Raw genomic sequence first — 19,728 nt, forward strand, 5'->3', positions numbered from 1 at the left:
GGACCGGACGATGCGAGCCCCACCCCGCCTGGGCCGCCACCCCCGCGTCTTAAGAACGCTTCTGCGCAAAAACACCCTCACGGACTGTCTGAACCCGCCACCCCCGCGCCTTAAGAACGCTTAAGAACGTGTTTAAGAACGAGTACAACCGCCAACCACACCCACGGCCAGAATGCCGCAGCAATCAGAGCTTGGCGAACGCCTGTTCCGCCGCATCCAGCGTGGCGCGGATGATGTCGTCGTCGTGGGCTGCCGATACAAAGCCGGCCTCGAAAGCCGAGGGGGCAAAATACACACCCTTGATCAACATGGCGTGGAAGAACATCTTGAAACGCTCCACATTGCAGGCCGACACCTCATCAAAGCTTTTCGGGATCGTTTCGCTGAAATAAAGGCCGAACATGCCGCCGACATGATCCGTGCTGAGCGTGATGCCCGCCGCTTTGCCGCGTTCCGCCAAGCCCATCACCAGCTTCTTGGTTTGCGCTCCCAGACGCTCATAAAACCCCGGTTCTGAAAGCAGCCTGAGCGTAGTCAGACCTGCCGCGACAGCCACAGGATTCCCCGACAGCGTACCGGCCTGATAAACCCCGCCCAGAGGGGCGATATGTTCCATGATGTCGGCGCGGCCGCCAAAGGCCCCTACCGGCATCCCGCCCCCGATCACCTTGGCCAGCGTGGTCAGGTCCGGGGTAATGCCCATAAGACCCTGCACGCCTTGCGGTCCGACCCGAAAACCGGTCATGACCTCATCGAAAATCAGCAGGGCGCCGTATTGCGTACACAAGGCCCGCAGACCTTCGAGAAAACCCGGCAAAGGCTTGATCAGGTTCATATTGCCGGCAATGGGCTCGACAATAATGCAAGCGATGTCGGCGCCGTACTGCTTGAATGCCGCTTCAACCGAATCCAGCTTGTTATAGTCGAGCACCAGCGTGTGCTGGATGAATTCGGCCGGCACGCCGGCCGAGGTCGGATTGCCGAACGTAAGCATGCCCGAGCCTGCCTTGACCAGCAGACTGTCGGCGTGGCCATGGTAGCAGCCTTCGAACTTGATGATTTTCGAGCGCCCCGTGTAGCCTCGCGCCAGGCGTATGGCTGTCATGGTGGCTTCCGTGCCGGAGCTGACCAGACGCACCTTGTCGATCGACGGGATGCGGGCGATGATGGCTTCGGCGATCTGGATTTCGGCCTCGGTCGGCGCGCCGAACGACAAGCCGTCGACTGCGGCCTCCTGCACCGCGCGGATGACTTCAGGGTGCGCGTGCCCGAGAATGGCCGGCCCCCACGATCCAACATAATCGATGTAGCGGGTATTGTCGGCGTCCCACAGGTAGGCGCCTTGCGCCCGCTTGATGAAACGGGGCGAGCCTCCTACCGAGCGAAAAGCTCTGACCGGCGAATTGACTCCGCCAGGTATGCTTTGACAGGCGCGTTCGAACAGTTCGGTATTGCGGGACATGGCGATTGGACTCGATGCAAAATATAAAAAGAAAGGCACAAACGCTATAGCATAGCAAGCTTGTTGCCTGGTTATCTGAACAGCTCGTCGCAGCGAGCGGCCGTGGCGCGAATTCGAGAGCTTCCGAACAGGCCGCTGATCAAGGCGATGCTGTCGGCTCCCGCCTGAATGACCGGAGCGGCATTGTCGGCCGTCAAGCCGCCTATGGCTACCACCGCAACGCGAGCGCCGGCACGTGTTTTTCCTTCGGCCAGTGCGCGTCCTATCCTGATGTGTTCGAGCGTGGCCCGAACTGCCTCAGGCTTGATGCTCGAAGGGTAGAGCGCTCCAAAGGCAATGTAATCGACATCGGCGGCCAATGCCTGTTGCGCCAGCGCCGGGTCGTTGTAGCACGAGCAACCCACGATTTTTCCCGAGCCGAGCCCTAGTCTGGCTTCGGCCAGCTGGCCGTCTTCGCGTCCCAAATGGACGCCATCGGCATCAAGCTCCGCAGCCAGACGCCAATCGTCGTTGACAATAAATAATATGCCCCGTTTTTTGCACAATTTGGCCAGCGCGCGCGCCTGGCGTTGCCGCTCACGCAGCGTGCCTGTCTTGCGGCGCCACTGCAGAGCCGCCATGCCGCCGTCGGCGGCGGCCTCAATCGCGGCAAGAAGCCGTTGCGTATCGGCCCATTCAGGCGTAATGCCATACACGCCGCGAGGGAATCGGAGGAGCGTCGTCATGAGTAGGATCGATTGATCAGCCTATGGCCCATGCCGGGCTGGAACGAATTCGTCGTCAGGGGATTCGCCTGTTTGATGGCCGCTTCGACGGCCTGGGGAATCTCCTGCCCCAGGGCCAGTCGGCAGGTGATGGCGCAGGCCAGCGGCCCGTCGGCGTCGTGCAGGCGCGTCGTGGGTGCTTGCCAGGCCCAGTTGAATGTTTGGTTTTCCTGCCCCTGCAGCAGATAGGAACCTTGTCCGGGGCGGATGGGCGATGCGGTGCTCAATACCCACTTTGCGCCGTATTGCAGCAGGGCTTGCGTTGCGCTGTCGGATTCGACACCGGACAGAAGCCCGTCGGTTTGCCATTGCAGCAGCAGATTGTGATCGGCAATGACGATATCGGTTTGCGGCAGCAATAGTTCTAAAATGGCGCCAAGCGTCTCTTCGGAGTCCATGTCTTCAAGCGCCGCTTCATCGGGCAGGGCATTCAGGTGCAGGACCAGCGGTACATTGCTATAGTCGGCGGCGATCTGCGCCAGTGCGCTGACCGACTCGGGGGTATACAAGGCGCCGATCTTGATGGCTTGCACCGGCATGTCTTCGAGCAGGCAGCGAGCCTGGTCGTCGATGAGTTCGGGCGTGACGGGATGGATTTCTTCGACGCCCACGGTGTCCTGGACATGGATGGCCGTCAAGGTGCTCAAGGCGTGGCATCCCAGTGTGGCGCAAGTAACCGCATCAGCGGGCAGGCTACTCGATCCGCTGGGGTCAAAAGGGCCGAAAATAAGAACTAATGGGGGGCTTGTCGCTTGCACAGATGAAAAAATCGCAGAAGTTGGCAAAAATCTTTGGTTATTATCAAAGTAATTGCTGTTGGGTTTAGTAAGATTGACCCCATTCTAATAGAAGCGCCTGAGAACCGTTGGATTTTGGGCTTGAATTTTTCAGTGAGTAACAAAAGATGCGTACTTGGATGTGTTTGATTTGTGGCTGGATTTATGATGAAGCCACAGGCGTGCCCGAAGAGGGAATTGCGGCGGGAACGCGCTGGGAAGATGTCCCGCCCAACTGGGTTTGCCCCGAGTGCGGGGCGCGCAAGGAAGATTTCGAACTGATTGAGGTTTAATTAGTCCAACAAATCAGAAAAGGACAAGTCATGGAACCATCTGCCAAACAGTCCCATAGCGGCGCGAGCGTCGACTTGTCCCGCCAGTTCCTGGTAGCCATGCCCGGCATGGTTCAGGGCAATCTGGCCGATACAGTCATTTATGTCTGCGAACACACCGAGCATGGCGCGCTGGGACTGGTGATCAACCGTCCTACCGACCTTACCGTGGGGAGCCTGCTCGAGCGCATCGATCTCGATTTATCCCTGGAAATCGGCCCCATCAAGGACTCGCCCGTGTTCTTCGGCGGGCCGGTTCAAACCGACAGGGGGTTTGTATTGCATGCGCCTGTGGGCGAATATGGGTCCAGCATCCGGCTGGGCGAAATGGCCTTGACCACCTCGCGCGACGTCTTGCAGGATGTGGCCCAGGGACATGGGCCGGCGCATATTCTGGTGACATTGGGCTATGCCGGCTGGGGTGCCGGGCAGCTCGAGAGTGAAATGGCCCAGAACGCCTGGCTGAATGTTGTCGCCTCCGAGGCTGTACTGTTCGATACTCCCCCCGAAAATCGTTACGAGGCTGCCTTGCGTCTGCTGGGCGTCGATCCCCTGATGCTGGCGGGCGACGCGGGCCATGACTGAGGAAACCCTGCTTGCCTTTGATTACGGCACAAAAAAAATAGGGGTGGCCATCGGCAATACCCTGACGCGGCAAGCCCGGCCGCTGGAAATATTGACGCCCCTCACACGCCAGCAGCGTTTTGCCGCGATTGGCCGTTTATTGGATGAATGGCAGCCGCAGCGGGTCATTGTGGGTTTGCCGCTTACCCTCGACGGAAGCGAACAGTATGCTTCCTTGCGGTGCCGGCGCTTCGCGAACCAGCTACGCGGCCGGTTCAGCCTCGAGGTCGAGCTGATCGACGAACGTGGCTCGAGCCTTGAAGCGCAACACATTCTGGGCTCGAACGCTCCCGACGATGCGGTGGCCGCCGCCGTGATCCTGCAGCGCTATTTCGATGTGCTTGCCCCAGAAATCATAAAGAGAGACTGATTTGAGCGTTCTGCTGTTTTCCGTGCGGGCAATTTTCGTGTTTATCTGGATTGTGCTGGGCTTGTTATCGGTAATTTGCATTTTTCCTTTTGCGTCCTTGCCAGTGCGAAAAAGCATGAATCACCAATGGTCGCGCGTCCTGCTGGTGTTCTGCGGGGTCAGGGTCCAGGTGCAGGGCGAACCCGGATCGGGCGGCGCGGCGCTTTGGGTGGCGAATCATGTTTCATGGGTCGATATTTTCGTGCTCAATGGTGTGAGGCCCATGAGCTTCATTGCCAAAAGCGATATTCGACGATGGCCGATCATCGGCCGGCTGGTTGCCGGTGCGGGTACGGTATTCATCGAACGAGGCCAGCGCCAGGCGATCATGGCGGTCGGCGAACAGATGAAGGCACGGTTCGAGCAGGGTGAAGTCGTGGGCCTGTTTCCCGAGGGGACGACCTCGGCCGGTTTCGACGTGGCGCCGTTTCATTCAAGCCTGTTTGAGGCGGCGATTCGCGCCAATGTCGATATTCAGCCGGTGGCATTGCGATTTTTGCATCGCGGCAGGCGCAGCGACTATATTGCCTTTGTCGGCGAACAGAACCTGCTGCAAAACTTGTGGTGCCTGCTGGGTACGACCGGGGTGCGGGTCGAGGCCGAGTTTCTGCCTGTCTTGTCCAACGCAGTGTGCCGTGAGCTGGGGCGCAGCAAAACGGCGTCGCATACGCATCATGTCATCCGCGGCGCGGTGAAGGTCGGCGGGCATAAGCCGTCGTGACCCTGGTTTAATGCTCGGTGGGGTTCTGGTACTGCGAGCAGCCGACCTGCACGATTTTGTGATCGTGCAGCCGCAACGCGCTGAGTTTTCCGCCCCAAATGCAGCCGGTATCCAGACAAATGACATCCGGGCGAATCAGCAGGCCCAGGGTCGACCAGTGGCCAAATACAATGGTGTCGTCGCGAATGACCCGGTTGGGCACATCGAACCAGGGCATCAGGCCTGCACTCGAGCCGGGCGCTCCCTTGTGGGAGAACTCCATATGGCCCTTGCTGTTGCACATGCGCATGCGCGTCAGGGCATTGATAATGACGCGCAAACGCTTGCCCCCACTGTAACCGTCCTTCCAGCGCAGTGGTTCGTTGCCATACATCTTGTGCAGCATGTTTTTCCAGTCAGGGCCGCGCAACGCCGCTTCGACCTCGGCGGCCAGCGCCAGGGTCTTGTCGACGCTCCACTTGGGCAGTACACCCGCATGAACCAGCAAATGGCGGTGGGCGTAGTGGGCCAGCGGGCAATGCCGCAGCCAGTCGATGAGATCTTTGCTGTCCGGGGCGCCGAGTACATCGTTGAAGGTGTCCGACTTGCCTGGCTTTTTGACTCCGGCGGCAACGGCCAGCAAGTGCAGGTCATGATTGCCAAGAACGGTCACGGCGCGGTCGCCCAGACTGATGATGCGCCGCAGGGTGTTGAGCGAGTCGGGGCCGCGGTTGACCAGGTCGCCGGCAAACCAGAATTGGGCATCCGGGTCGCGGGCGAGATCCGGATGCGCCAGCAGCTCGACAAGCGGTGAGCAGCAGCCCTGAATATCGCCGATGATCCAGATATCCGACTTCGTATTCATGCTGCTCTTTTGCTCCATGGCCAGCGTGTCTGGCTGAAGCTGCGCACGCTATGCTGATTTTCCATAATGATGAGCACGCCCAGGGCCAGCCCGAGTGCGGCCAGATTCGGCACCAGAGCCGTTACCCAGGGAGCCCATTTGCTTAACATGCCCACATTGAGGGCGAGCTGATTGAGCATGAAAAATCCCACGCCCAGCAGAATACCGACAAAAACCTTGCTGCCGACGCCGCCGCGGCGTGTTTGCATGAAGCCGATCGGCGCGGCGATGGTAATCATGACAAGCAAAGTGAACGGATAGGCAATTTTGCGCCACAGAGCGACCACCTGGCGCTCGGTCTGCAGCTTATTGGCTTTCAGATAGCCGATGTAGTCGAGCAGATCGGCTATCGACATGCGTTCGGGGGTCAGGATACGGGCGATCAGGCGCTCAGGCGTCAGGGTGGTATTGAGTGACCGATCGGGCATGGTCTTGACATGCGCGATCGGAGCATCCGGTGTTTGGGCGTTGGCCAGCGCGGCGGGCGATCCGGCGTCGATCCGGGTTTCGGTGACATGATCGAGAACGAGTTTGCCGTCGCTGAAGCGGCCGCTGGTTGCTTGCGTCAGCGCGGTCAGTTCCTGGCCTTTGCGGAATTCGTAGAGAGTAATCCCTGTGACACCGCCGCCAGCCTGGAGTTGCTTGATGTTGATGATGCGCGTTCCGCCGTCGGGCGTGGGCTCCTTGAACCAGTAGCCGCTGTTCAGGCGACCGCCTTCGGTGCGGCCCAGCATGGTCAGATTGGCTTCGCTGGATTTGATTTCGGCCGCGGGAGTGATGACCTCGGACAATATGAACGCACCTATCACCATGGGCAAGGTAATAACCCAGAGCATATACAGCAGCCGCATCCCGCTAACGCCTGAAACCCGCAGGATGACCAGTTCGTTGCGCTGTGCCAGTCCCGCCAGGGCCAGGACCGCGCCGATCAGCAGGCCGATGGGCAGCAAATCGTACAGCCGGGTCGGGAAAGCCAGGGCTTGCAGATAAAACAGGCTGAGCAAAGTGAATTTCGGGCCAATGTTGTCGAGGTCGTCGATCAGGGCAAAAAAGGTGAACAGACCCACCAGTGCCAGCAGCACAACGGCGCTGGAGCGATAGATTTCGCGGGCTAGATAACGGCGGGCGGTACGCATTAGAGGGTTTTGGTGTCTGGAGTAAAGTGAACGGAACGAACGCATGACGCAATCAGGGCAGATCGGGCAGATCGACCAGGCGCATGCGTTTTTCAATTGTAAAGGCACGAGACCGCAGATAGGCGGTATCGCGATGACCGTCATAATACGCCGGGTTGGGCAGCATGGCAGCAAGCTTGGCGGACTGGTAGCGGTTGAGCTGCGCCGCATTCACATGAAAATAATGCCTGGCGGCTGCCTGAGCGCCGAAAACATTGCCGCCCCACTGAGCGATGTTCAGATACAGTTCAAGTATGCGCTCTTTGCTCATGACCAGTTCGATCATATAGGCAAGCGCAAGTTCCTGGGCTTTGCGCAGATACGAGCGCGAACTCGACAGGAACAGGTTTTTGGCAAGCTGCTGAGTGATGGTCGAGCCGCCGCGCATTTTGCTTTTGCCCTGTTCGGCCTGCCTCAGGTTGTATTGCCAGGCTTTGCGGATGGCGTCCCATTCGACTCCATCGTGGTCGGTGAAGTTGGCGTCCTCGGAAGCAATTACGGCGCGCTTGAGCGAGGTATTGATCTGGCTGTATGGGACCCATTGATGGTCGAGCGCGGCTTTCGGGTCCGTGGACCTCAGCTCGGTCAGGGTGGCCGTCATGAATGCGCTGGTGTCCGGATTGCGAAAATTGAACCAGACAATCATGACAAACAGGCCGAATTGATAAAGCAGCATGGCTCCCATGCCAACAAGCAGCACGGTGCCGAGCAGCTTTTTTCCGGTTCGCTTGCGGGCGGGCATGAGAGTCAGTCGTGTTGCAGCTGTTGCCGCAGTGCGTCCAGCACGGGTGCGGCATCGGGCTGCACGTGGTGCCAGATGGCGAAGCTGGCCGCGGCCTGGCCGACCAGCATGCCCAGCCCATCGGCCAGTTGCGCCGCACCCTGGCTGCGGGCCTGCCGCAGGAAGGCGGTAGGCTGGGCGGCGTACATCATGTCATATGCCAGGGCCTGGTCTGCATAGAGCGCGCCGGGCAGTTCGAGCGGATCCGTTCCCAGGCTGCTGGAGGTGGCGTTGATGACGATATCCCACTGGCCGGTGATGGTATCCAGCGCGCCGGCCGAGAGTTGCCCGGCAAATGCCGGCGCATGCGCGATGATTCGTGTTCGCAGTTCCTGCGCGCGTGGCGCGGTACGGTTGACGATGTGCAGTTGAGAGCATTGTTCGTTCAGCAGGGGGAGCGCCGCGCCTTTGGCCGCGCCTCCGGCGCCGATCAGCAATATTTTTTTGTCCCGCAGCGCGATGCCAAGCCTGTGGATATCGCTGACGAGTCCGATGCCGTCGGTATTGCAGCCGTGCAGGTGGCCCTGGGCCATCCACAGGGTATTGACCGCGCCAGCCAGTCTGGCCCGTTCACTGAGGTGGTCGGTGGCGAGGGTGCAGGCAATTTCCTTGAACGGCAAAGTGACGTTCAGCCCTTGCCCGCCCGTGGAAAAAAATTCATGGACAGTGCCGGGGAAATCGTCGAGCGGGGCTTTGATCCGGCTGTACTCCAGCGCAATGCCCGTTTGTCGGGCGAACTGTTCGTGTATGAACGGCGAGCGGCTGTGCTCGATGGGATTGCCGATGACGGCGTAGCGGGGTTTTGAAGTGGCTGGAGTCACGGCGTTTGTGTGTCGAGCTGGTTGTCGATGAAGTGCCAGGTGCGGGTAATGGCAAGCACATCGGTGTGCCTGGCCACGGCTGGCGGCAGTGGGGCAAAGGGGGCGGCAAGCTGTACGATGCGTTCCGCCGCCAAATTGAGTACGGCGTATTCGGAAGGCTGATTGATTTCGATGCGTGCCAATTGACCATCTTTCTTAATATATACCGTTAGCTGCAGTTTGCCGTGGATTTTTCCACGGGCCTGCGCCGGATAATGCTCGGTGCCGAGCAGTTCGATTTTCTTGCGCCACGCTTCCACGTATTCGGCATAGTCGGCCGCGGCGGCGGAGGGGCCCGCGAACTGTTGCCGAGGCTGGGCGTTATACCGGTCGATGCGTTCTTTGAGGGCACTGATCTGGGCATTCAGGACCAGGCTTTCCTGATAGCGTTCATCTATTCCGGGGTCGGTCGATTGCTGGAACAGATCGGGGTTCTTGCGTGCCGAGCGGGCTTTCTGCCTGGACTCCAGCTGGGTGTAGAGCTGCTGTTGCTCGGCCTCGAGCTCTTCCTGGCGTTTGTGCAGGGCGGCCAGGACGATCTGGTCGGCCGACTCATCGGCAGTGCGGGGCAGCGGCGATGCCGCGTAGCCGGCTTCGGCTTGGCCGCCGCCATTGATCTGGTTTTGCGCCAGCAGTTTTGCCTGGGCCGGCGCCGATTCGGTCCTGGCGTTCACGAGCGTGACTTCGAGAGTGCTGGACTGGGCGGCGGTTTGCGTGGGCGCCGAAAAATGGATGGCCAGCACGGCCGCGTGTATGCACACGGACAACAGTATTCCTAGGCGCAGATAGTCGTTGCGCGGTTGGGCCGGCTCGGACAAAAGCAGCAGGGAAGCTGGAATGCTGGCCACTTCTTGAAGTCCCAGTTGATGAGTTGAAATGATTTATGCCGTAACGGTGTCCAGGTAGCGGCAATCCAGTTCGAGGGCAAGTTCGTCAAACCCGAGAATTTCCAGATTGATGATCTGCCCTCGTTCCAATTCCGGCAAGGCTGGAATACGGGCGACAAACGGCGCACAACACAACCGTACCAGATCTTCGCGCAGGACGCTGGCCTGTACGGTGCGCAATCCTTGTTGCTGCAGCCAGCGCAGGCACCAGTAGCGCTCCATCGCATTCTGGAATTCGTTCCAGGTGGCGTACTGGGCGTCGAACGCGCCGATAATGGCGAATAAATCGGCCTCCTTGGGCTTGAAGGGAGCGACCAGGCGCGCCGAAACCCCATGCTCGGCAGCGGCCAGAATTTGCCACTGATTGACCAGATCGACATAGCGCCGCAAAGGAGAGGTGGACCACGCATACTGCGGAACCCCGATGGCTTCGTGGGGCAAGGCCTGGGTGGACATGCGTACGCGCCCCGCCTGCTGGGAGCGATAAATGCCCGGTACGCCATGCCCTGCCAGCAAGCCGCCCCAGATATTATTGGTCAGTATCATGTATTCGGCGACCAGCCTGTCCAGCGGGGCATTGCGCTTGCGCGGAACAAGCTGCACAGGGGTATCGGGATCGTGGGGGGACCCTTCCAGATAAAACGAATATTCGACGCGATTATTGTTTTCGGGCTTGCCGCGCACCAGGTCGCGCTGGGCGCTCAGGCGTTGGGCAAGTTGCCACAGGGGGCGCAGCCAATGCGCATGCGGCAGCGCGGCTTGAGGATCGTTCAGGGCTTCTTCGGTGATGAGCTCGTCAAGCAGATTGTGCCGCAGATTCTCACGGACCTGTATGCGTTCGAGTCGCGTCTCGGACGACAGGATCTCGCCCGTGTCGAGCCTGGCCGTTACGTACAGGGACAGGGCGGGCCTGGGCTCGCCGGCGTTGAGCGAGAAGGCCTGGATCAGCTCGTCGGGCAGCATGGGGATTTTCTGGCCCGGAAAATAAACGGTCGACATGCGCGCACGGGCCAGCTTGTCCAGTTCGCTGCCGCGGGTGATGGCCAGGCCCGGTGCGGCTATGTGGATTCCCACGCGCACCGTTGTTTCATCGATGTTTTCAATGGACAGGGCGTCGTCGATTTCAGTGGTGCTGGTATCGTCGACCGAATAGGCCTCCACGGCGCTCAATGGCAGGTCGGTGCCGATTTCAGGCAGGTCGATCGGCGCGAACCCGGTGCCTTTGGGAAAATGGGCCGATAAAAATCGATGCTGATGCAGGGCCAGGGGGTGGGGCCAGGCGCCAAGCTTGAGCAACAGCCGTTCCGGACTGATTTGAAGCTGCGCGAGCGCTGCTTCGAAGGCTTTCCATTGCAGGGTGTTTTTGTCGGGCCTGGTGAGCAGGGTATCGGCGATTTCGGCAATCGGGCCGGGCAGCGTTCCCGCCACCAGCTGGTCGGTCCACTCCTGCTGTTGTGCGGCCTGTTTCTGTTTTTTTTCGATGGCGGCCAGGGCGGCTGCCAGGATGTCAGGCGGGGCAGGCCGGTAGTGCCCCTTGCCGCGCCGATGAAAATAGGCCGGGGCGCTGTTCAAGGCAAAAATAAGGGCGGCTTTTTCGATGGAGCTGGGAGTATGTCCGAAGTAATCTTCGGCGAAATGAGAGGCTTCGAATTCTTCCTGGGGGGCGCATTCCCATAGAAAGTCGATCTCCAGGGTGGCGGCAAGCGCTTGTGCCTGTTCGAGCAGGGCGGCCGGGCTGGGCTGCTCGAATTGGAATAGTACGGTGGCGGCTTTTATTTTGCTGCGTTTGCCCGATTCGGACTCGACTTGCAGACTTGAGTCGCCTTGCGAAAAAATCTTTTCCGCCTTGAAATTTCCGCTGTCTTCATAAAGAACGTACATGGTGATCCATAGCTGCACGCTGATCCGCGTGCTTAAGGTGAAAGGTAATCAGGAGCGGTCAAGTGCGAAATCAAGGACTTGGGGCAGCCACCGCCCAAAATCGGAAATTCCGTGATCGCTGCCTTCAATGACATGGCCCTGGCAACCGGCGTACCAATCGGCCATTTCGTGCCAGTCCAGCACTTCGTCGCCGGTAGCCGCAAGCAGATAGTAGCGTTCCGGATGGGCCGGCTTGCCCACGGCCATTTCGGCCAGCTCGTCGACATACTCGGGCAAGAAGATAAAAGGATCGCCTGAATGGTAAAGCGTGTGCGTGCCGACCTGGGTAGCCAGGTCGCGTGAGGCATAGATCACCGGATTGAGCACGACTGCTCGGCATTTCCAGTATTCGGCCAGACAGGTGGCGTAATAGCCGCCCAGCGATGATCCGATCAGGGTCAGTTGGCGGCTTGCGTCCAGGGCCTGTTCTTTTTGCGCCAGTTCAATAAGGTGATGTGCCTGGGCCAGCGCGCGCGCGGGACTGGATGGCAGTTGCGGGCATATCCATTCGCCGGCCAGGCCGCGTTCTTGCATGGCCTGCGCCAACAGGTGGGCCTTGAGTGATTTGGGCGAGGAACGAAAACCGTGCAGATAGAGAATCATGAGGCACCTCGTGCATGGATCACAGGCGATCCAGAAGCTTTTGATGGATGCCGCCGAATCCGCCATTGCTCATGACCAGGATTGAGTCGCCGGGGCGGGCGGCGGCGCCGATGGCCGTGATCATTGCGTCGAGATCGTCGTACGCGGCGGCACGGTGGCCCAGGGGGGCCAAAACCTGTTTGGGATCCCATCCCAGGGCATGTTTGCCCTGAGTGGCGCCGAAACAGAATACCTGATCGGCCTGCTTCAGTGCGGCCGGGAGCCTGGCTGCCATGGTTCCGAGCTTCATGGTGTTGGAGCGTGGTTCGATGACGGCCAGAATGCGCTTGTCGCCAACCTGTTTGCGCAGGCCTTCCAGCGTGGTGGCGATGGCGGTGGGGTGATGGGCAAAGTCGTCGTAGACGGCAATCTGCCGGATCGTGCCGCGTAATTCCATGCGCCGTTTCACGCCGCCGAACGCCGAGAGCGCCTCCAGGCTGCTGCCAACGGGCACGCCGACATGTTCGGCGGCCGCCATGGCTGCCAGGGCGTTCATGCGGTTATGTTCGCCCGTCAGGTTCCATGTGATGGTGCCGACGGCCTTTTGGTCGCGCACCACATCGAAGTGGCTTGCCTCGCTGTTGGCGATGGCCTGCCATTGGCCATGTCCGCCAAAACGCACCACCGGCGTCCAGCAGCCGCGTGCCAGCACACGGTCGAGCGCCTCGGACAAATCGGGACGCACTATGCATCCTCGTGTCGGGATGGTTCGTACCAGATGGTGGAATTGAGTCTCTATAGCGTGCAGATCGGGAAAAATATCGGCATGATCATATTCAAGATTGTTCAGAATCGCGGTGCGTGGACGATAGTGAACGAACTTGGAGCGTTTGTCGAAAAATGCCGTGTCGTATTCATCGGCCTCGATGACGAACAGGGCTTGCGCGGGCTGGTAGCGGGCCGACACCTTGAGATCGCTGGCGATGCCGCCAATCAGGAAGTTGGGGGCCTGCCCGGCGTGTTCCAGTATCCAGGCAAGCATCGAGCTGGTCGTGGTTTTTCCATGGGTTCCGGCGACGGCCAGTACATGCTGGCCTCGCAGTACCTGTTCGCCCAGCCATTGCGGCCCGGAGGTGTAGGGCAGGCCCTGGTCGAGAATGGCTTCCATCAGCGGGTTGCCGCGTGTGACCACGTTGCCGATAATGAACAGATCGGGCCGCAGGCCGGTCTGGGCGGCGTCGAATCCCTCGATGAGCCGGATGCCCTGCTCTTCTAGCTGGGTGCTCATGGGGGGATAGACTCCCGCGTCGCAGCCGGTAACGGTATGGCCCGCGGCGCGCGCGATCAGTGCCAGGCCACCCATGAATGTGCCGCAAATACCCAGAATGTGTAGGTGCATAAGGATCCTCCAGCCGCTATTGTAAAGGGTGCGCCGTTCTTTCCGGCGGGCGTGGTGCTATGATTACCAGGCTAGGAATCACCCATTGAAAAGATAATGATGAAACGGCGCGTTTTTTTACGCCATGCGGCAATATTGGCCGGGGCGGCCGCGGCCAGCGGCCTGCAAGGTGCGGCGCTGGCCGACACGTTCGGCCCGGCCCCTTTGTTTGCGCAGACGCTCCCCGATCCCGACGGTACCGCCATTGCCCTGTCCAGGTGGCAAGGCAGGCCGGTGGTCGTCAACTTCTGGGCAAGCTGGTGCCCCCCTTGCGTCAAGGAAATGCCCGACTTCGAGGCTTTGCATAAAAAATACCCATCAGTGCAATTCCTGGGTATAGGCGTCGATACTGCCAGCAACATTCAGTCTTTTGTGCAAAAAGTGCGGGTATCCTACCCCTTGTTGGTGGCCGGCCACGAGGGTATACAATTGATGCGCGACTTGGGAAATCAGGCGGGCGGCTTGCCGTTTACCGTGGTTTTCGACGCCAAAGGCCGTGAGGTCAAGCGGGTTCTTGGGCAAATCAAGACCAAGGAGTTCGAGCAAGTCGTGCAAGGCCTTTCGGCCTAGCTCTTTGCGCGCAGGGCTTGCGGCGTTCGGATGCAAGCCTGCTTCGCCCCTGCAATACCGCGAAAACGACATCCGCGACGACACCGCCGCGACAATTCTTTTTGTAAATTATCTGTATTTAATGGACAAATAACGCTTTTTAGCGTAAAAAAGCGTTCTGTCAGTAATAGAAACCTTCGTTATGGCGCAACAAATCCTGGTTCTGCATGGTCCTAACCTTAACTTGCTCGGTACGCGCGAGCCCGAGGTTTATGGCCGACAGACTCTGGATGATATCAATGCAAATTTGCGGCAGTTGGCCAGCCAGGCCGGAGCGAGTTGCAGCGTATTTCAAAGCAATCACGAAGGCGAGCTGGTAGACCGTATTCAAAAGGCCCGCCAGGATCATATCGATTTCATCATTATTAATGCCGCGGCGTACACTCATACCAGTGTGGCACTGCGAGATGCCCTGGCCGCGGTCGCAATTCCGTTCGTGGAAGTGCATTTGTCGAATGTACACAAGCGGGAGTCGTTTCGCCATCACTCTTATTTGTCCGATACGGCGCAGGGAGTGATTGTCGGGCTGGGTTCTTTTGGGTACGAAGCAGCATTACGCTACGCCCTGTGTAATTAGCGCATGGGGCAATACAGCCTGTCTTTTTAATCATCAACGTTGACTCTGCATTACAGCCGCAGAGTAATGTCATGGGAAGTTTGTATGGACCTTAGAAAACTAAAAACCCTGATCGATCTGGTTGCAGAGTCAGGCATTGCCGAACTCGAGATCACCGAGGGCGAGGGCAAGGTAAGAATCGTCAAATTCTCCCAAACGGTGCAGCCCGTTCCTGTTGCCTACGAAGCGCCTGCCGCGCCGCCTGCGCCTGCCGCAGCGCCGGCTGCCCCGGCCGCCCCTCAAGGGCATGTGGTCAAGGCCCCGATGGTGGGAACCTTCTACCGCGCTCCCAATCCAGGCGCCTCGCCGTTTATCGAATTGGGCCAGACCGTCAAAGAGGGCGAGCCTTTGTGCATCATCGAGGCCATGAAGCTGCTGAACGAAATCGAGGCGGACAAGTCCGGCGTGATTAAAGAAATCCTGGTGGAAAATGGCGAGCCCGTTGAATACGGTCAACCCCTGTTTGTTATCGGCTGATCATCAATGTTTGAAAAAATTCTCATTGCCAATCGTGGTGAAATCGCCTTGCGCATCCAGCGCGCCTGCCGCGAACTCGGTATTAAAACGGTGGTGGTGCACTCCGATGTCGATCGCGATGCCAAGTATGTGCGTTTAGCCGATGAATCGGTTTGCATAGGGCCTGCCGCGGCTCGCGACAGTTACCTGAATATGCCGGCGCTGATTTCGGCAGCCGAAGTCACGGATGCCGAAGCAATCCATCCCGGCTACGGTTTCCTGTCCGAAAACGCCGATTTTGCCGATCGCGTCGAAAAAAGCGGCTTTGTGTTTATCGGCCCGCGCCCCGAATCGATTCGCCTTATGGGCGATAAAGTAAGCGCCAAGAAAGCCATGATCGAGGCCGGTGTACCGGTCGTGCCGGGGTCGCCGGGCGCTTTGCCGGACGATCCCCAGGAAATCATGCGCCTGGGCCGTGAAGTCGGGTACCCGGTGATCATCAAGGCTTCGGGCGGCGGCGGCGGCCGGGGCATGCGGGTGGTGTATACCGAGGCGGCTTTGCTGAACGCCGTCACCATGACGAAATCCGAGGCTGGCGCGGCGTTCAATAATCCCGAAGTCTATATGGAGAAGTTCCTCGAAAACCCGCGCCATGTGGAAATCCAGGTACTTGCCGACGGCGGGCGCAATGCCGTCTGGCTGGGCGAGCGCGATTGTTCCATGCAGCGCCGCCACCAGAAAGTCATCGAAGAGGCTCCCGCGCCGGGTATCGCGCGGCGCCTTATCGAACGCATCGGCGAGCGTTGCTCCGAGGCGTGCCGCAAAATTGGCTATCGCGGCGCCGGCACCTTCGAGTTCCTGTACGAGGACGGCGAGTTTTATTTCATTGAAATGAATACCCGGATCCAGGTCGAACATACGGTTACCGAAATGATTACCGGGATCGATCTGGTGCAGCAGCAGATCCTGATTGCCGCCGGCGAAAAGTTTACGTTGCGCCAGCGCGATATCCAGATCAAGGGCCACGCCATCGAATGCCGCATCAATGCCGAGGATCCCTTCAAATTTACGCCCAGCCCGGGGCGCATCACCAACTGGCATACGCCGGGCGGTCCTGGCGTGCGCATGGATTCCCATGTGTTCAGCGGCTATGTGGTGCCGCCGAACTACGACTCCATGATTGCCAAGCTTATTACCTACGGGGACACGCGCCAGCAGGCCATTGCACGCATGGAAATCGCTCTGTCTGAAATGGTGGTCGAAGGCATAGTGACCAACATCCCTCTGCACCGCGAGCTGATGCAGGATGCCCGTTTCGTCGAAGGCGGCACAAGCATCCACTACCTCGAGCACAAGCTTTCGCAGCGTCCCTGATCTGCGATACCGAGGCGGGCCAGACAGGGGCGTGCCCCTGTTTTTTAACGGAAAAGATCATGCGTGAACTCGTCCTAAGTTGCCTGGAAGCCCAGGCCGAGGCGCTGTCGGATGCCTTGCTCGACGCAGGTGTGCTGTCGGTCTCGGTAGAGGACGCCGATAGCGATACCGACGCGGAACAGCCCTTGTTCGGCGAGCCGGGTACCGAACCCGAGATACAGGCGTGGCAGCGCAATCGCGTGGTCGCCCTGTTGCCCGATGGCGCGGACCCTGGCCAGATTCTGGAGCAGGCGAGTGCCGAGGCTGGAGTTCAAGCAGCGGCCGGCTGGTCGGTGCGCGAAGTCCCGGATGCGGATTGGGTGCGGATCACTCAGGCGCAGTTCGGGCCAATCCAGATCGGAGAACGGATCTGGATCGTGCCCAGCTGGCATCGCGACGACCCTCGTGTACCCGTGCTGGCCGAAGGGGCGTCGGCCAGCGCAGGGCAGGGCTCGATTCATATTGAGCTGGATCCGGGTCTGGCTTTCGGGACCGGCAGCCATCCAACGACCCATCTGTGCCTGGAGTGGCTGGCCGAGCATCTGCAAGGCGGCGAAACGGTGCTCGACTATGGCTGCGGGTCCGGCATTTTGGCGATCGCCGCCAAAATGCTTGGGGCGGGCAACACGTGGGCCGTCGATATCGACGAGCAGGCTGTGCAATCAACTCGGTACAATGCAGAAGTAAATCAGGTTGTTCTGGATGCCTTGCTGCCAAACCAGCTTCCGGCGGGCCAATTGCAACTGGTCGTGGCCAATATTTTGTCCAACCCGCTGAAAGTGCTGGCGCCCATGTTGTCCAACCGGGTTGCTCCGGGCGGGCGGCTGATCTTGTCGGGTGTTCTGGAGCGTCAGGCTGACGAGGTGGCCATGGCTTATGCGCCCTGGCTTGCCATGAGTGTATGGCGCGCACGCGACGGTTGGGTTTGTTTGTGCGGACAGCGCAATTAACGATAGATTTGCCTTATGGACTTAAGCACACAATGTCCTCGATGCGGTTCGGTTTTTCCAGCCAGCCTGGAACAATTGCAGTTGCGCAAGGGCTACATCCGCTGTGTCAGTTGCGCCCACATTTTCGATGGGTACGAAGCCGTCGTGTCGGGCGATGGCTCGTCCGCGGGCGCCGCGCCCCCTTCCGCGCCTGAGCCCAGCGTTGTACGCCAACGTTCGGCGCAGGCGCAAGAGACGCGTCCGCTGCCTTCCGCGCCAACGGTATCGAATGCGCCAGATGCTCCGCCCGCTGCTCCCGCGTTTACGATTTCCTCGACGCGCACCGTGCCGTTGCGGCTGCGTGCCGAACCCGTCTTGAGTGTGCCGCGGCACACAGAGCAGCGTGAAGCAGAACCGAGCCCTGCCTCGTTTTATGTCGGCGGCGAGCCGGCCCCCGATGCGCCGGAAATTTATATCGAGCCGCGTCGGGCCGATGAAGACCAACTGCCTTTGCCCGCCTTTCTGGACGAACGGTACGAGCGCCGTCATGGTTTCGCGAGAGTGTTCTGGGGGGCGCTGTGCCTGATGGCTCTGGCGGTGTTGCTGGCCCAGGTGGTGTATGTGTATCGGGCGAACATTGCCAACCATTCACCGGCCCTGCGGCCGATTCTGACCAAGGCCTGCGCATCGCTTAAGTGCGATGTTCCGTATTCGCGCCGCATTCTGCTCATTTCGATCATGAATTCATCCTTGCGCGCGGGCCCCAAGGGTGCCGGTGCGGACAAGGACACCAGTCAAATGACCTTGCAGCTTACCTTGCGCAACAATTATGACAAGCCGCAGGAATGGCCGACCCTTACACTGGATCTGGTCGATTTTTCGGGCGTGGTCGTGGCCAGGAAGAACCTGCCTCCGAAAAGTTATCTGACGGCAAAACTCCTGGAAGGGCCATTTGCCGCTCATGGTGAAATCGTCGCCACGGTGCCGATTACGGTGGCGGGCGTGAAGGTTAATGGATTTCAGCTCGGTAAATTTTTTCCTTAAAGGATCAGGATGTCTGCAAAGGTTTTAGTATGCGGTTCGGTTGCCTTCGATACGATTGCCGTGTTCGAGGGGCATTTCAAAGAACATATTCTGGCCGACAGCATACAGTCGCTGAGCGTCTCGTTTTTTGTACCGACCATGCGCAAGGAATATGGCGGTTGCGCCGGAAACATCGCCTACAACCTGCAACTGCTGGGTGGGCACCCCATGCCGGTGGGTACCGTGGGCGGCGATGCGGCCGATTACCTGGCGTATATGAAACGCCTGGGCATAGATACGAGCTTGATTCGGGTCATCCCCGATATGTTTACTCCGCAGTGTTTTATCACGACGGATCTGGACAACAATCAGATCGCTTCCTTTCATCCGGGGGCCATGGTGCGTTCGGCGGAAAACGATTGGGGCAGCACCAAGGCCTCGTGGGGAATTGTGGCGCCCGATGCCAAAGAAGGCATGTTTGCCCACGCTCGACGTCTCAAGGCTAGCGGCATTCCCTTTATTTTCGATCTGGGCCAGGCCATGCCTTTGTTTTCAGGGGAAGATATCACGCAGATGCTCGAGATGGCACAGATCCTCACTGCCAATGATTACGAAGCCAGCATAGTGCAACAGCGAACCGGGCGTAGCATGCAGGAAATCGCCCGGTCCTTGCAGGCTGTTGTGGTGACGCGCGGTGGTGAAGGCGCCACGCTTTACTCCAACGGTGCCGAAACGGCCATTGAGCCGGTCAAGGTGGAAAATATCGTCGACCCCACCGGCTGCGGCGACGCGCACCGGGCTGGCCTGCTCTATGGGCTGACGCAGCAGTGGGGCCTGGCCGATGCGTGCCGCTTGGCGAATGTGATGGGCGCTTTTAAAATTGCTTCACGCGGGCCGCAAAACCATCACCCGAGCCGCGGTGAAATCAGCGCTGCCCTCAAACAGCATTACGCGCTCGATTTGCTCGATCAGGCCGGTCAGGCTTGAGCGTTTGCCTGGCGATCAGCGGAATTGCCGTGTGTCGTTCAGGTTTTAAATTTTGTTCTTGCCGCTTTTCAAATAACACCC

22 protein-coding genes are annotated in these 19,728 nt (G+C 59.4%); 11 read left to right on the forward strand and 11 right to left on the reverse strand.

All coding sequences use genetic code 11. The features are described from left to right. Window positions 1–184: 184 nt before the first annotated feature. The 3 genes from hemL to thiD form a co-directional block, all read right to left on the reverse strand. Window positions 185–1,462 (reverse strand): glutamate-1-semialdehyde 2,1-aminomutase, encoded by a 1,278-nt coding sequence (hemL, locus tag ACYVIS_RS06015; RefSeq protein WP_232741169.1) that lies wholly within the window; start codon window positions 1,460–1,462, stop codon window positions 185–187. A gap of 71 nt (window positions 1,463–1,533) precedes the next feature. Next, window positions 1,534–2,187 carry a thiamine phosphate synthase gene (gene thiE, locus ACYVIS_RS06020; protein ID WP_460873498.1) on the reverse strand — a complete coding sequence of 218 codons (654 nt, stop codon included), beginning with the start codon at window positions 2,185–2,187 and terminating at the stop codon, window positions 1,534–1,536. Beyond that, entirely contained in the window at window positions 2,184–2,984 is an 801-nt protein-coding gene (gene thiD / locus ACYVIS_RS06025) for a bifunctional hydroxymethylpyrimidine kinase/phosphomethylpyrimidine kinase (RefSeq protein WP_232741167.1), read from the reverse strand. Before thiD ends, thiE begins: the two co-directional genes overlap by 4 nt. A 146-nt stretch (window positions 2,985–3,130) precedes the next feature. On the opposite strand from thiD, the gene ACYVIS_RS06030 reads away from it, so the two are divergent. Genes ACYVIS_RS06030 through ACYVIS_RS06045 form a run of 4 tightly spaced genes read left to right on the forward strand, consistent with a single transcriptional unit; the run spans window position 3,131 to window position 5,088 of the window. Then, window positions 3,131–3,295 (forward strand): rubredoxin, encoded by a 165-nt coding sequence (locus tag ACYVIS_RS06030; RefSeq protein ID WP_232741166.1) that lies wholly within the window; start codon window positions 3,131–3,133, stop codon window positions 3,293–3,295. 30 nt (window positions 3,296–3,325) lie between these two features. Beyond that, a complete protein-coding gene (locus ACYVIS_RS06035) occupies window positions 3,326–3,919 on the forward strand; it encodes a YqgE/AlgH family protein (protein ID WP_232741165.1) in 594 nt (197 codons plus the stop codon). Beyond that, the gene (gene ruvX / locus ACYVIS_RS06040) at window positions 3,912–4,328 is read left to right on the forward strand and encodes a Holliday junction resolvase RuvX (RefSeq protein WP_232741164.1); all 417 of its coding nucleotides are present in this window, start codon (window positions 3,912–3,914) and stop codon (window positions 4,326–4,328) included. Before ACYVIS_RS06035 ends, ruvX begins: the two co-directional genes overlap by 8 nt. A 1-nt stretch (window position 4,329) precedes the next feature. Beyond that, window positions 4,330–5,088 (forward strand): lysophospholipid acyltransferase family protein, encoded by a 759-nt coding sequence (locus ACYVIS_RS06045; protein WP_370635861.1) that lies wholly within the window; start codon window positions 4,330–4,332, stop codon window positions 5,086–5,088. 7 nt (window positions 5,089–5,095) lie between these two features. Here the strand turns inward: ACYVIS_RS06045 and ACYVIS_RS06050 are convergent, their stop codons facing one another. The 8 genes from ACYVIS_RS06050 to mpl are packed head-to-tail and all read right to left on the reverse strand — an operon-like array spanning window position 5,096 to window position 13,575. Beyond that, the gene (locus tag ACYVIS_RS06050) at window positions 5,096–5,932 is read right to left on the reverse strand and encodes a symmetrical bis(5'-nucleosyl)-tetraphosphatase (protein WP_232741162.1); all 837 of its coding nucleotides are present in this window, start codon (window positions 5,930–5,932) and stop codon (window positions 5,096–5,098) included. Beyond that, the gene (gene lptG, locus ACYVIS_RS06055) at window positions 5,929–7,107 is read right to left on the reverse strand and encodes an LPS export ABC transporter permease LptG (protein ID WP_460873499.1); all 1,179 of its coding nucleotides are present in this window, start codon (window positions 7,105–7,107) and stop codon (window positions 5,929–5,931) included. Before lptG ends, ACYVIS_RS06050 begins: the two co-directional genes overlap by 4 nt. A 52-nt stretch (window positions 7,108–7,159) precedes the next feature. After that, on the reverse strand, window positions 7,160–7,888 hold the full coding sequence (gene mtgA / locus ACYVIS_RS06060; RefSeq protein WP_232741160.1) for a monofunctional biosynthetic peptidoglycan transglycosylase: 729 nt from the start codon (window positions 7,886–7,888) through the stop codon (window positions 7,160–7,162). Window positions 7,889–7,893: 5 nt separating this feature from the next. Next, a complete protein-coding gene (aroE, locus tag ACYVIS_RS06065; RefSeq protein WP_460873500.1) occupies window positions 7,894–8,748 on the reverse strand; it encodes a shikimate dehydrogenase in 855 nt (284 codons plus the stop codon). Beyond that, the gene (locus ACYVIS_RS06070; protein WP_370636009.1) at window positions 8,745–9,626 is read right to left on the reverse strand and encodes an energy transducer TonB; all 882 of its coding nucleotides are present in this window, start codon (window positions 9,624–9,626) and stop codon (window positions 8,745–8,747) included. The genes aroE and ACYVIS_RS06070 overlap by 4 nt, the downstream gene beginning before the upstream one ends. A gap of 42 nt (window positions 9,627–9,668) precedes the next feature. Continuing rightward, the gene (locus ACYVIS_RS06075; RefSeq protein WP_232741157.1) at window positions 9,669–11,555 is read right to left on the reverse strand and encodes a ribonuclease catalytic domain-containing protein; all 1,887 of its coding nucleotides are present in this window, start codon (window positions 11,553–11,555) and stop codon (window positions 9,669–9,671) included. Between the two features lie 48 nt (window positions 11,556–11,603). Continuing rightward, window positions 11,604–12,197, reverse strand: a complete 594-nt coding sequence (locus ACYVIS_RS06080; protein ID WP_232741156.1) for a YqiA/YcfP family alpha/beta fold hydrolase — start codon at window positions 12,195–12,197, stop codon at window positions 11,604–11,606. A gap of 19 nt (window positions 12,198–12,216) precedes the next feature. Next, on the reverse strand, window positions 12,217–13,575 hold the full coding sequence (gene mpl / locus ACYVIS_RS06085) for a UDP-N-acetylmuramate:L-alanyl-gamma-D-glutamyl-meso-diaminopimelate ligase (protein ID WP_232741155.1): 1,359 nt from the start codon (window positions 13,573–13,575) through the stop codon (window positions 12,217–12,219). A gap of 96 nt (window positions 13,576–13,671) precedes the next feature. On the opposite strand from mpl, the gene ACYVIS_RS06090 reads away from it, so the two are divergent. The 7 genes from ACYVIS_RS06090 to ACYVIS_RS06120 all read left to right on the forward strand — a co-directional run bounded on the left by ACYVIS_RS06090 (window position 13,672) and on the right by ACYVIS_RS06120 (window position 19,647). Beyond that, window positions 13,672–14,184: a TlpA family protein disulfide reductase gene (locus ACYVIS_RS06090; RefSeq protein ID WP_460873501.1), complete on the forward strand. Its 513-nt coding sequence runs from the start codon at window positions 13,672–13,674 to the stop codon at window positions 14,182–14,184. A gap of 181 nt (window positions 14,185–14,365) precedes the next feature. Next, window positions 14,366–14,800: a type II 3-dehydroquinate dehydratase gene (aroQ, locus tag ACYVIS_RS06095; protein ID WP_232741154.1), complete on the forward strand. Its 435-nt coding sequence runs from the start codon at window positions 14,366–14,368 to the stop codon at window positions 14,798–14,800. Window positions 14,801–14,884: 84 nt separating this feature from the next. Beyond that, window positions 14,885–15,316 carry an acetyl-CoA carboxylase biotin carboxyl carrier protein gene (accB, locus tag ACYVIS_RS06100; RefSeq protein ID WP_232741153.1) on the forward strand — a complete coding sequence of 144 codons (432 nt, stop codon included), beginning with the start codon at window positions 14,885–14,887 and terminating at the stop codon, window positions 15,314–15,316. Window positions 15,317–15,322: 6 nt separating this feature from the next. Next, window positions 15,323–16,669, forward strand: coding sequence for an acetyl-CoA carboxylase biotin carboxylase subunit (gene accC / locus ACYVIS_RS06105; protein WP_232741152.1), 1,347 nt, complete (start codon window positions 15,323–15,325; stop codon window positions 16,667–16,669). 59 nt (window positions 16,670–16,728) lie between these two features. Further along, the gene (gene prmA / locus ACYVIS_RS06110; protein WP_232741151.1) at window positions 16,729–17,658 is read left to right on the forward strand and encodes a 50S ribosomal protein L11 methyltransferase; all 930 of its coding nucleotides are present in this window, start codon (window positions 16,729–16,731) and stop codon (window positions 17,656–17,658) included. Window positions 17,659–17,673: 15 nt separating this feature from the next. Further along, window positions 17,674–18,681 (forward strand): zinc-ribbon and DUF3426 domain-containing protein, encoded by a 1,008-nt coding sequence (locus ACYVIS_RS06115; protein ID WP_460873502.1) that lies wholly within the window; start codon window positions 17,674–17,676, stop codon window positions 18,679–18,681. A 9-nt stretch (window positions 18,682–18,690) separates the two neighbouring features. Further along, complete coding sequence (locus ACYVIS_RS06120; RefSeq protein WP_460873503.1) at window positions 18,691–19,647, forward strand: carbohydrate kinase family protein; 957 nt, start codon at window positions 18,691–18,693, stop codon at window positions 19,645–19,647. Window positions 19,648–19,728 lie beyond the last annotated feature (81 nt).

It is taken from the genome of Paralcaligenes ginsengisoli (assembly GCF_054781135.1).

Coding starts and splice junctions, on each gene's coding strand:
- aroQ (WP_232741154.1), top strand. CDS start 14,366: ATGGCGCAACAAATCCTGGTTCTGCATGGTCCTAACCTTAACTTGCTC.
- lptG (WP_460873499.1), bottom strand. CDS start 7,107: ATGCGTACCGCCCGCCGTTATCTAGCCCGCGAAATCTATCGCTCCAGC.
- ACYVIS_RS06075 (WP_232741157.1), bottom strand. CDS start 11,555: ATGTACGTTCTTTATGAAGACAGCGGAAATTTCAAGGCGGAAAAGATT.
- ACYVIS_RS06030 (WP_232741166.1), top strand. CDS start 3,131: ATGCGTACTTGGATGTGTTTGATTTGTGGCTGGATTTATGATGAAGCC.
- ACYVIS_RS06090 (WP_460873501.1), top strand. CDS start 13,672: ATGATGAAACGGCGCGTTTTTTTACGCCATGCGGCAATATTGGCCGGG.
- hemL (WP_232741169.1), bottom strand. CDS start 1,462: ATGTCCCGCAATACCGAACTGTTCGAACGCGCCTGTCAAAGCATACCT.
- mtgA (WP_232741160.1), bottom strand. CDS start 7,888: ATGCCCGCCCGCAAGCGAACCGGAAAAAAGCTGCTCGGCACCGTGCTG.
- mpl (WP_232741155.1), bottom strand. CDS start 13,575: ATGCACCTACACATTCTGGGTATTTGCGGCACATTCATGGGTGGCCTG.
- prmA (WP_232741151.1), top strand. CDS start 16,729: ATGCGTGAACTCGTCCTAAGTTGCCTGGAAGCCCAGGCCGAGGCGCTG.
- ACYVIS_RS06035 (WP_232741165.1), top strand. CDS start 3,326: ATGGAACCATCTGCCAAACAGTCCCATAGCGGCGCGAGCGTCGACTTG.
- ruvX (WP_232741164.1), top strand. CDS start 3,912: ATGACTGAGGAAACCCTGCTTGCCTTTGATTACGGCACAAAAAAAATA.
- accB (WP_232741153.1), top strand. CDS start 14,885: ATGGACCTTAGAAAACTAAAAACCCTGATCGATCTGGTTGCAGAGTCA.
- ACYVIS_RS06080 (WP_232741156.1), bottom strand. CDS start 12,197: ATGATTCTCTATCTGCACGGTTTTCGTTCCTCGCCCAAATCACTCAAG.
- thiE (WP_460873498.1), bottom strand. CDS start 2,187: ATGACGACGCTCCTCCGATTCCCTCGCGGCGTGTATGGCATTACGCCT.
- ACYVIS_RS06120 (WP_460873503.1), top strand. CDS start 18,691: ATGTCTGCAAAGGTTTTAGTATGCGGTTCGGTTGCCTTCGATACGATT.
- accC (WP_232741152.1), top strand. CDS start 15,323: ATGTTTGAAAAAATTCTCATTGCCAATCGTGGTGAAATCGCCTTGCGC.
- ACYVIS_RS06050 (WP_232741162.1), bottom strand. CDS start 5,932: ATGAATACGAAGTCGGATATCTGGATCATCGGCGATATTCAGGGCTGC.
- ACYVIS_RS06115 (WP_460873502.1), top strand. CDS start 17,674: ATGGACTTAAGCACACAATGTCCTCGATGCGGTTCGGTTTTTCCAGCC.